The following is a 14,495-nucleotide window of genomic DNA, read 5'->3' as shown; positions in this document are numbered from 1 at the left end:
CTTTGACAATTGTGTAAATAACCTTTGTTTTTTCATCAGCTTTACCGTAAACGATGGTCCGAGTCATATCGCTTGTGTAGCCATTATAAACCACGCCTAAATCAAATAATACCCACTCATTTGGTTTGAGTTGACGTTTCCCCGGATTGCCGTGTGGACTTGCTGCGTGATCGCCAAACAGTACCATAGTTGGAAAACTCATTTTTTCTACGCCGTATTTTTTGATTTCATATTCAATACGTGCAACCACTTCTTCCTCGGAAATCCCCGTTTTCAAGTGATTCATTCCGATTTCCAGCGCTTTATCTGCTAAAATACCCGCTTCTTTCATGATGTCTAATTCATATGGTTGTTTTATCACGCGTAAATTTTGAATCAAAGAAGTACTGTTTACGAGAACAGCTTCCGGGAATAGGTCTATTAAAGCGTGATAACGTGTGACGATCAATGAATCTTCGTCTATGCCGATCGTTTTAATAGCATCGATGTCGGGGCTTAACGCTTCAGCTAATACAGACCAGGGGGAGATTTCATCTTTATAAGTCAATACGCGGTCACACTCACTGGCTGCTGAGGCTGACTGTTTTTCAAGTTCAGGAACGAGCAACCATATTTTATCAGGAAAAATGAGGGCAGCAGCAACGCGTTCATGTGGGTCGCTTTCGAAACCGGTCAAATAAGCAACAGTTAAGGGGTCATCGTAATAAAGTAAGGATAGGCGTTCTTTTTTCATCGTATGTTGTAAGTGATTCAGGACTGACATCAATAAACCTTCTTTCAGGAATTTACATTCAGTCTATCAGAAAAAAAGAGGGGAGTATAGTTAAAGAAAGCCTTTTCTGAAAATGAATAAGAAAATTTCATGAAAATATAGGATAACAATTGAAATTGTAAGCGTAATCTGTTATTCTGTATAAGGTAGAATATACTCGCAAATAAAACTAAACACTCTAAAAGGAGTCAAACAATGGATAAACAAACAATTACAATTTATGATGTGGCACGCGAAGCAGGCGTCTCAATGGCGACTGTTTCCCGTGTTGTAAACGGGAACCCGAATGTTAAACCAACCACAAGAAAGAAAGTATTAGATGTTATTGAACGTTTAGATTATCGTCCGAATGCTGTCGCTCGTGGACTGGCAAGCAAAAAAACGACGACGGTCGGAGTTATTATTCCAGACGTTACGAATCTTTATTTTTCATCATTAGCACGCGGGATCGATGATATCGCCACCATGTACAAATATAATATCATCTTGGCAAATTCTGATAAAAATGAAGAAAAAGAAGTGCAGGTCCTGAATACACTGTTAGCGAAACAAGTAGATGGTGTCATTTTCATGGGGAACAAAATTACAGAAGAACTGCGTGCCGAATTTTCTCGCTCACGCACACCAGTTGTCTTAGCCGGTACGGTCGATCCGGATGCACAAGTCGGAAGCGTCAACATCGATTATGAAAAAGCCACAGAAGATGCAGTCACGATGCTGATCGAAAACGGTCATAAAAAAATCGGCTTCATTTCTGAAAGCCATGATGAACCCATTAATGGAATTTACCGACTGAATGGTTACAAAAAAGCTTTAGAAAAAGCATCATTACCTTATGAAGCAGACTTGGTTCTGCAATCAGAGTATACGTATAAAGTTGGAGAAGTTGTTTACGAACTGCTTGTCGAAGCTGGAGCAACGGCTACAGTGGTTGCGGATGATGAATTAGCTTTAGGGGTATTAAATGCTGCATTAGACCGTGGTGTGTCAGTACCGGAAGAGTTTGAAATCATTACCTCGAACAACTCTAAACTGACGGCCATGTCACGTCCAAAGTTAACAACGATAGAGCAGCCTTTGTATGATATTGGTGCGGTAGCGATGCGTCTACTGACTAAGTTAATGAACAAAGAAGAAATTGATGAAAAAACAATTACGCTACCATACAGAATCAGATCAAAAGGCACGACCAAATAAAAAAGCGAATAGAAAAACGGCCCTTATCACTGAGATAAGGGCCGTTTTTCTATTCTTTCAACGTTTAGTCGTCATCATCGTCTCCATTACCATTGTTAGACTCTTCGTCAGATTCAGGCTCTTCTTCAGGCTCTGATTCTGCTTCCGAATCGTCTTCTTCAGGTTCGGCAGGTTTGCTTGAAGAACCGCGACCAGACCAGAAGTTTGCCAACTCTGAATCAGTCGCTCCGATGGCAAAGTCATAAACGGTTGTTCCAGGGACGCTGTCTACTTTAAAGAGTTCCGTATGCGTTGGACCAGAGTAATTAATGGTTCTGCCACTTGGCATTTTGACTGCCCCGGCTTTCATGCCGGTGTTTTGAATGACTGATTCAGTCGTCACACCCTGAGGCACAGGAAACTCTTCGTTAGCGCCAAAGATGTCAGGATCCACTTCGTATACAGCACTCATTAATTCTGCCCAGAAATTACGGTTACGGCGGCTCGGATGAATGCCAAAGTCGTTACCTAAACTTAATTTACTGGTACCGTAGCCGATCCACGTACCAAAGGTGATACGGGGAGTGCTTGCAAGATACCATATATCTGTACGGTCTTGAGTCGTACCGGTTTTAGATATCCAGTCCGCTTCAAAGGGTAAATTGTCCATGGTTCCACGAGCAGTACCCTCTGTGTGGACACCTCTCATCATATCTACTAACAGATAATTTGAATCTGCTCCCCAAACACGGGTTTCTTCTAGTTCATGTTCATAGACGATTCCGCCTCTACCGTCTTCGATCCGTTCAATAACATAAGGATCCATGTGAACGCCATCATTGCCCATGGTTGAGAAGGCACTTATCAAATCAACTGGTGCAGGACCTGTTGATAGTCCGCCCAGGGCGAAAGAGGGATTATCAAATTCAGAATCCAGGATATCTTCCGGTCCTAATCCTAACCGTCTGACGTAAGCGCCAGGGTCATACTGTTCTTTCAAGTCCATCCAAATTTTGGAAGCTGGAATGTTTTGAGAAATTGTTATCGCGTGTCGGGCTGTCATCCACTCGTTAGTGGTTCCTGTCGCATTCGAAATAGGATGATCGACATAACCACCTACGCTTGAATCCCAGTTAGGCACAGCGTAGGGGGTGTCTGGAATGATCGTTGCAGGTGTGATCAAATTCTGATCAAGCGCCGGTCCATAAACAGCCAAGGGTTTAATGACCGAACCAGGTTGTCTGTTACCATCAAAGGCTACGTTGAATTGTGATTCATTGTAATCACGTCCACCGATAAAACCAAGGATACGTCCGGTCTGGTTATCGATCATCGCGCCGCCTGTATTGACAGACCTGGTCGCCGTCTGTGTTGCACCTTCACTGTCTTTATACGTAAAAGACCGCTCCTGACCTAACTGATCTTTATACTCGGCAGTCACGCGCTCCAGTGCATCATGGATATCTTTGTTTATTGTGGTGTAGATGTCATACCCCTGATTTCTTATCGCAACATCAGCACGTTCATAATATTCTGTGTATAATTCCGGATTCTCTTCCAGCATTTCATCTGTTATTTCGTCATCAGCCATGAATTTCTGAACAAGCAGATCTTTGGCTTCTAGATAAGCTACGTCATAGAGATAGGAGTCATCACCGTTTTCCAAATCTTCCTGATCGACAAAGTCCTGGGTAATATCATACGCGCGTGCTTCCTCGTATTCAGCTTGAGTGATGTGTCCTTCACGGTACATTCGAAAGAGCACCTCGCTTTGACGCCCCAAGCTTAAGTCATGGTTCTCTTTGATTTCACCGTATTGTGTATACGGACTAAAAACGATTGGACGTTGAGGCAGTCCGGCTATGAATGCAGCTTGTGGAAGCGACACGTCACTTGCCGGGACACCAAAGATGCCTTGTGCGGCTTCTTCAACACCGGCAATGTTTTGACCTCTATTGTTACGTCCGAAAGGTGAGACGTTTAAATAGGCTTCTATGATCTCGTCTTTATCTGTTTCGTTCTCTAAATGATAAGCAAGCAGGATCTCATTTGCCTTACGCTCATGTGTGACCTCAGGGGTTAAAATCTGCTGCTTGATCAATTGTTGGGTGATGGTAGAACCGCCAGTGGTGTTGCCCGCTTCAGAAAGCTCTTGGACTAAGGCGCGAGCCACAGCTTTGGGAACGACACCTTCATGATCGAAGAAGTACTCATCTTCTGTAGAAATCACAGCATTGATCAGCAGTTCCGAGACGTCGTCGAGCGGTATTGGGGAACGCAGTAAATCCGAACGGACGTCACTGATGAGCGTGCCGTCAGCGTAGTACATACTTGATTTTCGAGTGTAATCATTGATTTGACCCATCATTTCTTCGCGGTCAGGAATTTCTGAACCATGAACGAGTGAGGCAAAATAACCGACTGCTGTACCTGCACCGAGTGACCCGGCAATAAGTAACACAATAACGACTAAAATAATTAAAGCTTTAGCTACACGGTAAAAGATATCGAAGTAATAGATAACGGATCGAAAAAGGGATGATTGTTCGGTGTCTTGGATTTCTTCCGACTGTTCGTGTTCTTCATTTTCAGATCGTTTCATTATAATCTCCTCATTTGTGTATATAGTGATATGACTTGGTATATTATAGCAAAATCGAGATAAAAATAAAATGAAAGGTAAGGCATTCTTATGACTATTTTGGTATTGTGACGAAATTGTTAAGTCACTATAGGAATAGAAGGGCCCTCTGCGATCAGCCGTTCGCAGAGGAGGTAAGTGTTACGCAGTCTCAGGAAGTGTCTCACCGATTGCTTCCAGGCGTTTTTCAACGTCTTCTCTGCTTAGGTTGTGTTCTTTGACATAACGGTTCTGGGGATGAACGCGGCACTCATGAGAACAGCCTCTTAAATATTTGTGTTCATTCTCTTCGGAAGTAATAAACTGACGGTTACATTCAGGATTGGCACAGTTTACGTAACGTTCACACGGTTCACCGTCATACCAATCTTTTGCTATAACGTTTTTATCGACTTTGTTTATATCGACACTGATACGCTCATCGAACACATACATTTTGCCGTCCCATTTCTCACCTTGCGTCTCAGGATCGGTGCCATAGTGATGAACACCACCATGCAGTTGTCCCACATCTTCAAAGCCTTCTTTCATTAACCAGCCTGTAAGTTTTTCGCAGCGGATACCGCCCGTACAATAAGCCAAGACGCGTTTATCCATGAATTTTTCTTTGTTTTCTTTGATCCAGTCAGGTAGATCTCTGAAAGAACGGATGTCAGGTCGGATAGCGCCTCTGAAATGACCTAAGTCGTATTCATAATCGTTACGCGCATCCAGGACAACCGTGTTTTCATCTTCCAGAGCTTCTTTCCATTCGACAGGATCTAGGAATTTGCCAGTAAGCTCACTGGCGTCATGGTTTTCTTCTCCCAATTTTAATGAAACAATTTCCGGTCGGTAACGGACATGCATTTTTTTGAAGGCATGTTGATCTGCTTCATCTATCTTGAAAAAGATATCTTTGAAACGTTCGTCTGAACGGACAGCTTCCATATAACGATCGGTTTGTTCGACAGTTCCTGAACAGGTACCATTTATACCTTCTTCTGAAACGAGAATACGCCCTTTCAAACCAATGTCTTCACATAATTTCATGTGCTCATTTCTGAATCTTTCCGGGTCTTCAATTTTTACGTATTTATAATAAAGTAGTACGCGGTAATCACTCATCGCTCTTCCTCCTTGGATACAATTAAAAACTCTTTAACAATAAGTCTAGTCACTAGAAATTATAGTTGTTGACGGGCTAAATTGCAAGTAATCGGCACCCTCTGACTTGTGAGAGATGCACAAGTGAAACATAAGTGTAACCTTATTGAAACCATCTTATTATTTATAAGTGGTATACTTTATCCTGTTAGGTTAGAGAACATGCTAACTTTTAAACAGGATATATACTTTTGATCGATTCGATCAATCACTTAATGGAGGGAATAACCTTTGAAAAAGAATATCATCATAGCCACATTAACAGGCACCTTATTATTAAGCGCACTTGCTCTTTCACCCGATGTACTAGCGAATGAGTATGATAATGCTATTCAGGAAAACTTAAATAAAATAGAAGAAAATGAAAACAAGGTACATAATCTGGAAGGCACCATTCAATCGATACAAGCTGAATCTCAAAATACTGAAGAAGAACTTACGGCCATCACTTCTGCGATTACGGCGAATGAAGACCGCATCGCAGAAGTTGTCGAGCGTCTGGAAAAAGCTCACAAAGAAATGAAAGACTTGCAGGAAGAAATTATCGAGCTGGAAGTGATTATTGAAAAACGCACTGAACAACTTGAGAAACAGGCAAGAAAAATTCAAGTGGATGGTCAAACAGCTAATTACATTGACTTTATTATCGATGCAGAGTCATTAAGTGATATTTTAGGTCGCATCGACGTCGTTTCTAATCTTGTTGGCTCCAACCGTAAACTGGTTGAAGCTCAGGTGAGGGACCAGGAAGCTATCATTGAAAAAGGAAAGCAGACAGAACAAACGATCGTACAACAAAATGCACTGGCTGCAGAACTTGAAGGTATTTCAGAAGAACTGGAACAGCAGTCTTTGGAAAAAGAAGTGTTGGTCGCTCAACTTGCTTCAGAGAGAGCGACAGCTGAAGGGGAACGCCAGCGTTTCTTAGCTGAGAAAGCAGAAGCAGAAAAGGCTGTTGTCGAATTAGTTGACGCCAGAGAAGAAGCCTCGCAAGCAGCTCGTGAAGCACAAGAGAGAAATCGTGCTGAAGCAGCGCGTGCTGAGGAAGAAAGAACAGATTCAGCAGCAGAAGCAGAAGTATCTGTTTCGTCATCTGAAACAGTCGCTGCTGCTTCAAACAGCAGTGATCAAGAGACGGTATCGGCCAATGCATCCGAACAATCTTCACAAGAAACAACTAAACCTACAGCTGCACCAGCGCCAACGCCAGCTGCAGCTCCGACAAGTACGGGTGTGACATGGGGACAAATCAGCACTTATGCGACTAGCGTTTTAGGCACACCTTATCTTTATGGTGGATCAACCACATCCGCGTTTGACTGTTCCGGTTTTACAAGCTATGTCTTCGGACAGGCCGGGGTTAGTCTTCCACGTTCTGCGGCTGGACAATATGCCTCTTCACAAAAAGTGTCAAATCCGCGTGCAGGAGATTTAGTGTTCTTCTCTGAAAATGGATCACGTGTGAGTCACGTGGGGATCTATGTGGGTAACGGACAATTTGTCGGTGCCCAAACAAGTACCGGTGTTGCTTATACAAGCGTCAACACCAATTACTGGGGACCACGTTTAGTCGGATACGGAAGATATTAAGAAAACTAACGAATAATTTGAGAAAGACCATTCTTTCCCTGAGATGATTGATCTTGGGGCAGAATGGTCTTTTGTATGTTTACTGGAAAGAAAATCAGCGTGTGACGAGTGCCGCCCTTATTGGCCTAAGCCATAGGGGATCAAGGAACGAGCAATACCAATGGCTGGCTCATTAGCAGCGCTCAAGCACGGCAGTCATTTGAGCAATGCTAGCTGCAAATGAAAGCGACTCAACTATCATTTTCCAGACAAAAAAGCTGTGAGTGTATCCCTGAAAAGGAGTATGCTCACAGCTTTTTTGATGATTCCATGATTTTTCTTATACTCTTTCAGCAGTCAAAGCTAAATAGTCATCGATGTCAGTCAATATTTCGTCGATCGCTGACTGCCAGAAAGCTGATTGAGTCAAATCAACCGCAAGATGTTTCTCGGCGAGTACTTCGGTAGTCATGCTGGCCGTGTCCCTAAGCAGGTTCCGGTAATCCGTTTCGAACGATTTGCCTTCTTGTTTCGCTTTAGAGTAGATACCTAAACTAAAGAGGAAGCCGAATGTATACGGGAAATTGTAGAAGGAAAGGCCCGTAATATGAAAATGCAATTTACTCGCCCAGAAGGTTGGGTGATAGGTATCAAGAGAATCTAAAAAGGCTTCTTTTTGGGCCTCTTCCATGATGGCGCTCAATTGCTCTTCATCAACTAACCCGTTTTGACGCGCTTCGTAAAAACGTTTTTCGAAGAGGAAACGACTGTGAATATTCATAAACATCACGGCTGCTCGCGAAATTTTACTGTCGAGTAAAGCAATCTTTTCTTCATCGGATGCGGCAGCTTCGACGGTCGCATCTGAAATGAGCATTTCCGCAAAAGTCGAGGCTGTTTCCGCAACGTTCATTGCATAACTGCGGTTCAGCGCCGGTAAATCGCGCATCACATGACTATGGTAAGCATGTCCTAATTCGTGAGCCAGGGTAGAGACGTTGTTGGCACTCCCGGAGAACGTCATGAAAACACGGGATTGCCTACTTTCCGGCAGATTGGAACAGTAAGCACCCGGTCGTTTGCCTTCTTTATCCTCAGCTTCGACCCAGCCTTCGTCAAATGCACGTTGGGCCATCGTCTGCATTTCCTGACTGAAACTACCGAAGTGAGTGGTTATAAAGGCCTGCGCTTCGTCAAACGAATAGGTTTTCGGTTCATAATCACCGATAGAAACCGGTGCTGTGACATCTGCCCAATTCAATTTTTCTTTGCCCATCAAAGCCGCTTTACGATTCAGGAAATCGACAACTTTGGGTTTGTTTTCAGTGATCGTATCCCACATGGTATTCAACGTTTTTTCCTGCATGCGGTTATATTCAAGCGGTGGAGTCAAGAAGTCCTTTTCATCTCTTAAGTCATACGTTTGAAGTCTGAAACCAGCCAGATGGTTAAGTGTATCAGCAAACAGCGGTGCTTTTTCATTCCAGGCATTTTCCCAGTCACCCAGCAGACGCTGCCTGACCGCCGCATCCTCAGATCCCATCATTTTATTGGCTGCCTGGCCCGCTGAAAGATAAGTGATTTTACCGTCCTCTGCAAAAGGAACGTTCACACTATTGACGATGGTCTGATAGATGTTACCAAAGCCGTTCAAGCCATCGAGTGATAATTTTTGAATGATTTTTTCTTCTTTTTCCGATAACAGTTTCTGACCTTTTTCTCTTTTTTCCTTTAAAGGAAAGGCACTTGTTTTGAAAGGTTCGGTGGAAACGAGGGTGTCCCATTCTTCTTCCGGAATGTCCTTCAGTTTTTTCATAAAGAGTGTCTCAACGGCGCTCATTTGACTGCCTACCGTGCTGAGTTGATTCACGATTTTGGCAGCTTGTGAGTCTTTAGTGTCTGCTGAAAACAAGCCACGTGCAAAAGTGCCCGCTTCGGACAAGCCGTTGCCGATCATTTCTCTATTTTCTAAAAATGAAGCAAGGTCTTTGAATCCTGGATGATCCTCTTTGGGATCCCATTCCTTTATTTGAGTCAACGTTTCGTCGATCAAAGCATCCAGTTCTTTAATACGAGCTTGTAAAGTTTCTGAATGACTGCCCCCTTCAAAAACGCTGTCCATATTCCAATTTAGTGATGATGCCATTGTTTTATCTCTCCCCTTAAAAATAGACTGATCCTATTGTATCGTTTTTCCCTTTTCATATCCATAGACATCAGTTAGAATAGATATATTGACTGAATGAGGTGTAAGCAAATGAATAGAAAAGTAAGACCAGCAGATAATATTTATTTACTACTAGCTTTTGGAATGATGGCACTCCTTTTTTACAGCACGTCCATGGGTTATGAAGATCAAAATGTTCAGCCTTTACTCCACCAATGGCTTGACGGTGAACCGTTGAACGGACTCCTGGGAAGAGTCGAATTCATGTATGCCGGTAGCGAGATCAGCATTGCCGCCAACGGGTACATAGGTTTTGTGGAATTTTTCATTAGAAAAGGGGCACATTTCGTTTCATACTTTTTACTGGGTCTATTCTGGTTCTTAGGCTTGAGAAATCGGGTGAGCCAGCCCTGGGTGACCGTACTGATCGCCGTGTTGTTGACAGTGGGTTATGCCTCGTTCGATGAACTGAGACAAGCCTTTCATCCTAACCGGACAGCCCTCATGGAAGATGTGATGCTGGATACCGCTGGAGCTGTAGTCGGGATCGCCACCGCTCTCTTCACCAGAGCAAAAGGCAGACAAAGGAAAAAATTAAGGTTCAAATCTTGATTTAAGAATTAGAAGAAAAAGATGTATTGACCGGAGCAGCTTGTAAGCGAGACCATTTTCTTCTATAGTATTGATATGAACGAGATTTTTGGTATAATTTTTGGTATAATAAGAAAGGAAATACGTAAATCAAATTCAGGAAAGAGGAATTATGATGGCAGGACATTCAAAGTGGAACAATATAAAACAGCGTAAAGGCGCTCAAGATGCCAAACGTAGTGGTGTATTCCAGAAATTATCTAAAGAAATTTATAAAGCAGCGAAAGATGGCGGAGCAGATGTGGAAATGAACGCATCATTGCGTTTGGCTGTTGATAAAGCAAAAGCAAGCAACATGCCGAATGACAATATCGATCGGGCGATAAAACGCGCAACGGAAGCGGGCCAGGGAGCCGATTACGATGAAGTGGTCTATGAAGGCTACGGACCAAACGGTATTGCTATACTCGTCCACACGCTGACAGATAACCTGAACCGGACCAACACTAACATGCACATTGCCTTTGATCGCAATAGCGGTTCTTTAGGTGGAAAAGGAACAGTCAGTTATATGTTTGACCGTAAAGGTTACATCGCAATCGACCGCGAAGGGCTGGATGTCGATGAAGACACGATGCTGATGCATGTGCTGGAAGCCGGTGGGGAAGAACTGGAAACGTCAGACGAAGTATTTGAGATATACACCGAAGCAACTGACTTTACAGCAGTGAGAGATGCATTAAAAGAAGCTGGATTTGATTTGGATCAGGCAGAATTGATGATGGTTCCCCAAACCATGTTGCCCATCCCTGAAGACAAAGCCGACATATTTGAACAACTGATCGATGCGTTGGAAGACGACGACGATGTCAGTGAAGTTTATCATAACGCTGAACTTTAAAAAAATGCGTGCAGTGCAAAATCAATAAATTGAATATATAAGAAAGCGACCTCCGGCAAGTAGATAGAAAATATCTATTTGCCGGAGGTTTTTTCGTGAGCAAAAAAATAGATGAACAATATAGTAAGTAGTGAAAAAAATTAACTTAGAAAGGGAGGATGTGATGGATACAGAATCATTTGCGGCACATTTACTCACCATGGCGGATTCTTACCGGACAAGTGATATTCATATATTGCCCGAGCAGAAACATTATGATGTTTATTTCCGCCTCAACGGTCAGATGGAGAAACAATACTATCTGGACCGCGAAGAAGGGACACGGCTCATCTCGTATTTCAAATTTTTGTCGAACATGGACGTGGGCGAAAGGCGGCGACCTCAAAGCGGATCGACGACGTTTGCCTTGAGTGAGAAAGCGATCGACTGCCGCTTCTCGACCATCAGCAATTACCAGTCGCAGGAATCGCTGGTGATCCGGTTGCTCAAGCAAAAAGATGAAGAAGCTTTCATCCCGGGGACTTTTTTTGCGCACGAGTGGGAGAAGCTGGAAAAGCTCGTTCAGGCGAAATCGGGCTTGCTGCTGTTTTCCGGACCGGTCGATTCCGGGAAAACGACTACGATGTATCACTTGATCAAGAACCGCATGCTGGGAGAAAAACAGCAGGTCATCACCGTCGAGGATCCGGTAGAAATAGAAGAAAGCAGTTTTCTGCAAACGCAGGTCAATGAAACAGCCGGCGTGACGTATGAACATCTGCTCAAATCTAGTTTGCGGCATCATCCGGATGTCATCATTGTCGGTGAGATCCGAGATGAAGAAACGGCCAAAATGGTGATGAGAGGAGCGCTGACGGGACATTTGATCGTGGCTTCCATCCATGCGAAAAATGCTAAAGGCGTCTTGTCGCGCATGATGGAACTCGGAGTGGGGCTGCCGTTGTTGAAACAGACACTGATCGGCGTGGCGTTTCAAACGTTATTGCCCCTGTACTGTCCGCTCTGTGATGCGAATTGCCAGACGTACTGTACACATTATAACAGGGGTGAAAAACGAGTCGCTTTATTTGAAGTCATGGCCGCTGAAGAACTCAGTTCGATGGTCGAAAAGGAAACTCACGCAGACGCAACAGTCGAGCCGATCACCAGAGAATTTAATCACTTATTGAAAAAGGTGCTTGTCAATGGCTATATTACCGAAAAAACATACCACCGCTATTTCATTCCTAACACATAAGCCAACCGTTCGCCAAGGCCACTTTTTAAAGAGATGTGGTCGGCTGCTCCTTGATGGTTTTTCTCTTCAGGAAGCGCTGCTTTTCCTGGAAACGATCGTGGATGCGAAATCCAAGCAGATGGTCCAGATCATTCATAGAGAAGTGGGTCAAGGCGCCTTGTTTTCGGAAGCATTGAAGAAAGCCGGATTTCCTGATGAGGTATGTGCCCAGCTTTACTTTTCACTTTACCACGGGCATTTAGCTGAAACGGCAATGAATGCAGGGAGTCGATTGTTAAAACAGGCAGAAAGGAAGAGGAAAATAACGGCTCTCCTGCACTATCCGGTTATCCTGCTCTTTTTTGTCACGCTCATGCTTTTAGCGATGCGGTTCATATTGATCCCGCATATCAGTGAGTTGACGGCTGTGCAGGCGAACCCGCTCGATCTCGGCACCCGTTTTATTGTCGCAGGTGTCTATCATGCGCCGACGATCCTGATCGTTAGCGGACTGATATTTGCATCAGGCATAAAGCTCCTTGTTTACAAAGGAAACACGATGACACCTCTCGCGAGATTAATGTGGATCAGCCGCTGGTCGAAGTCGTCCTTGTTCCAATTGTATTGGAGTCAGTTCTTTGCAAACGAATGGGGGTTTTTACTAAAAGGAAACAGCAGCTTATTTGAAGTGGTGACGATCATGAAGCAAAATTCGTTATCACCTTTGATTACAGAAGTGGGTGAATATATCGAAAAAGAAATGAAACAAGGGAAAGCCTTTCACGTCAGTCTCCAGGAACTGAATTTCCTTAGGCAGGAAGTTACGCTGGTGGTCAAGCAAGGCGAACAGTCAGGACATTTAGGACAGGAGCTGGAGATGTATGCCAAAAGCTGTGAAGAGGAATTCGATAAAACAATAGAGCAGCTGATGAATTGGATCCAACCCATGATCTTCATTTTCGTGGCCATCATCATTGTAGCGATTTATGCGGCCTTGTTGCTGCCGACCTTTAGTGCACTGCAAAATTTTTAAGAAAAGAGGAAAAAACATGAAACTGTTAAACAACTGGATGAAAAGAGAAGACGGGTTCACTTTAATCGAAATGTCATTGGTATTGTTCATCATCTCGGCCCTGCTGCTGCTTTTCGTGCCCAATATAGCCAGTAGACAAGATAGCGCAAATGCAACCAGTAATGAAGCGATGGTTACCGTGCTGCAGTCCCAAGTTGACATGTACACGATGAATGAAGAGGGGGGTGCGCCTGTTTCGTTTGGTGAAATGGAAACGAAGGGATACTTGACAGCAAAACAGTCTAAAAAAGCAACCGAGGACTTTACCTTAGAGGCGGGTATAGTAACGCCGAAAATAGCTGCTCCTGATTAGAGTGCAAAAAGATGATTTCTTACAAACGTCTAAAACAAGACAAAGGGTTTACATTGATCGAAGTCCTGCTGGTCCTGTCCGTTGTATCCCTGCTTGCGACCTTCCCGGTTCTGCATTTTACCCAGCTGAAAAAAGAAACAGAAATGCAGCTGTTTTTTGAATCATTGCGGTCCAGCATCACTTTGATCCAGAGTGAAGCCATTGTGAATCACCACTGGACGATGATGGAGGTCCGCCCGACCAACCGTCTGATCCGCTTCAGAGTGACGGGACTAGACAATACGGAGCATCCTGCCAATCACAGCCTGTATTTACCGGAATCTATCTCGCTGGTGGGGACGACGAAAGACTATTCGTTTTCAAGCGGATCAGGAAACCTGGGAAACATCAACGTGATATATTTCAATACGATCCACGGAAGAGTGAGCGTGAGTTTTCAGATGGGGAGTGGCCGATTTGTCATTGAATAAAAAGAAGGAACACGGTTTTGTGATGGTAGAAAGTTTAGTGAGCCTCAGCATCCTTGCGCTTTTCATGGGCGTCGTGTTTCCGTTTAGCCTTGAGCTGCTGACCATAAGAGCACAGGCCAAAGTGGAGATCGAATTGAGTCGGTTTTTATATGAAAGTGCCCTGTTTTATGACATGACTGATCCAAAAAACGCGCATTTCTCGTCCGGTAAGGCAACAGCTGCCAGCGTTGAAACCAATAAAAGCATCCGCCTATACGTTGAGGATACAGAGGTCAGAAGCATCGAGTTTTTGTCAGCAGAATGGTGAATGAGATCGAGAAACAGGAGCAGGGGTTCTCGTTATTAGAAGTGATCATTACTTTGAGCATAATAAGCAGCTGTGTCCTGCTGTTCTCGTTGGCCATATCTCAAATAGGGTCCACGCGGGCAGCGGTCAAGGATGATCGTCAGATTGAATGGCA

General features: G+C 43.9%; 14 protein-coding genes. 10 read left to right on the top strand and 4 right to left on the bottom strand.

Annotated elements, in window-relative coordinates:
- Positions 1–763: M24 family metallopeptidase (locus R6U02_RS06230; protein ID WP_410262758.1), on the bottom strand; the 763-nt coding region annotated here is incomplete at its 3' end.
- 204 nt (positions 764–967) lie between these two features.
- On the opposite strand from R6U02_RS06230, the gene ccpA reads away from it, so the two are divergent.
- The gene (gene ccpA / locus R6U02_RS06225; RefSeq protein ID WP_410262757.1) at positions 968–1,969 is read left to right on the top strand and encodes a catabolite control protein A; all 1,002 of its coding nucleotides are present in this window, start codon (positions 968–970) and stop codon (positions 1,967–1,969) included.
- A gap of 64 nt (positions 1,970–2,033) precedes the next feature.
- Here ccpA and R6U02_RS06220 read toward each other — a convergent pair whose 3' ends face one another.
- Both R6U02_RS06220 and R6U02_RS06215 read right to left on the bottom strand, forming a co-directional pair.
- The gene (locus tag R6U02_RS06220; RefSeq protein ID WP_410262756.1) at positions 2,034–4,550 is read right to left on the bottom strand and encodes a transglycosylase domain-containing protein; all 2,517 of its coding nucleotides are present in this window, start codon (positions 4,548–4,550) and stop codon (positions 2,034–2,036) included.
- Positions 4,551–4,730: 180 nt separating this feature from the next.
- Entirely contained in the window at positions 4,731–5,696 is a 966-nt protein-coding gene (locus R6U02_RS06215; RefSeq protein ID WP_410262755.1) for a rhodanese-related sulfurtransferase, read from the bottom strand.
- Positions 5,697–5,966: 270 nt separating this feature from the next.
- Here R6U02_RS06215 and R6U02_RS06210 point away from each other — a divergent pair, with 270 nt between their 5' ends.
- A complete protein-coding gene (locus R6U02_RS06210; protein WP_410262754.1) occupies positions 5,967–7,325 on the top strand; it encodes an NlpC/P60 family protein in 1,359 nt (452 codons plus the stop codon).
- A gap of 319 nt (positions 7,326–7,644) precedes the next feature.
- Here the strand turns inward: R6U02_RS06210 and R6U02_RS06205 are convergent, their stop codons facing one another.
- Positions 7,645–9,450 carry a M3 family oligoendopeptidase gene (locus tag R6U02_RS06205; protein WP_410262753.1) on the bottom strand — a complete coding sequence of 602 codons (1,806 nt, stop codon included), beginning with the start codon at positions 9,448–9,450 and terminating at the stop codon, positions 7,645–7,647.
- A gap of 111 nt (positions 9,451–9,561) precedes the next feature.
- Between R6U02_RS06205 and R6U02_RS06200 the strand changes: the two genes are divergently transcribed.
- The 8 genes from R6U02_RS06200 to R6U02_RS06165 form a co-directional block, all read left to right on the top strand.
- Complete coding sequence (locus R6U02_RS06200; RefSeq protein WP_410262752.1) at positions 9,562–10,083, top strand: VanZ family protein; 522 nt, start codon at positions 9,562–9,564, stop codon at positions 10,081–10,083.
- Positions 10,084–10,237: 154 nt separating this feature from the next.
- Positions 10,238–10,963, top strand: coding sequence for a YebC/PmpR family DNA-binding transcriptional regulator (locus tag R6U02_RS06195; protein WP_410262760.1), 726 nt, complete (start codon positions 10,238–10,240; stop codon positions 10,961–10,963).
- 163 nt (positions 10,964–11,126) lie between these two features.
- Positions 11,127–12,200: a competence type IV pilus ATPase ComGA gene (gene comGA / locus R6U02_RS06190; RefSeq protein WP_410262751.1), complete on the top strand. Its 1,074-nt coding sequence runs from the start codon at positions 11,127–11,129 to the stop codon at positions 12,198–12,200.
- Positions 12,148–13,212, top strand: a complete 1,065-nt coding sequence (gene comGB / locus R6U02_RS06185; RefSeq protein ID WP_410262750.1) for a competence type IV pilus assembly protein ComGB — start codon at positions 12,148–12,150, stop codon at positions 13,210–13,212. Before comGA ends, comGB begins: the two co-directional genes overlap by 53 nt.
- Before the next feature lie 16 nt (positions 13,213–13,228).
- A complete protein-coding gene (comGC, locus tag R6U02_RS06180) occupies positions 13,229–13,564 on the top strand; it encodes a competence type IV pilus major pilin ComGC (RefSeq protein WP_410262749.1) in 336 nt (111 codons plus the stop codon).
- An 11-nt stretch (positions 13,565–13,575) separates the two neighbouring features.
- Positions 13,576–14,034: a competence type IV pilus minor pilin ComGD gene (gene comGD, locus R6U02_RS06175; RefSeq protein ID WP_410262748.1), complete on the top strand. Its 459-nt coding sequence runs from the start codon at positions 13,576–13,578 to the stop codon at positions 14,032–14,034.
- Positions 14,021–14,341, top strand: a complete 321-nt coding sequence (locus R6U02_RS06170; RefSeq protein ID WP_410262747.1) for a type II secretion system protein — start codon at positions 14,021–14,023, stop codon at positions 14,339–14,341. Before comGD ends, R6U02_RS06170 begins: the two co-directional genes overlap by 14 nt.
- On the top strand, positions 14,335–14,495 hold a 161-nt coding region (locus R6U02_RS06165; protein ID WP_410262759.1), incomplete at its 3' end, for a prepilin-type N-terminal cleavage/methylation domain-containing protein. The genes R6U02_RS06170 and R6U02_RS06165, both read left to right, overlap by 7 nt.

It is taken from the genome of Alkalibacterium sp., assembly GCF_046484155.1.
Lineage (GTDB): Bacteria > Bacillota > Bacilli > Lactobacillales > Carnobacteriaceae_A > Alkalibacterium.
This window is presented reverse-complemented; position numbering and strand designations above follow the sequence as displayed.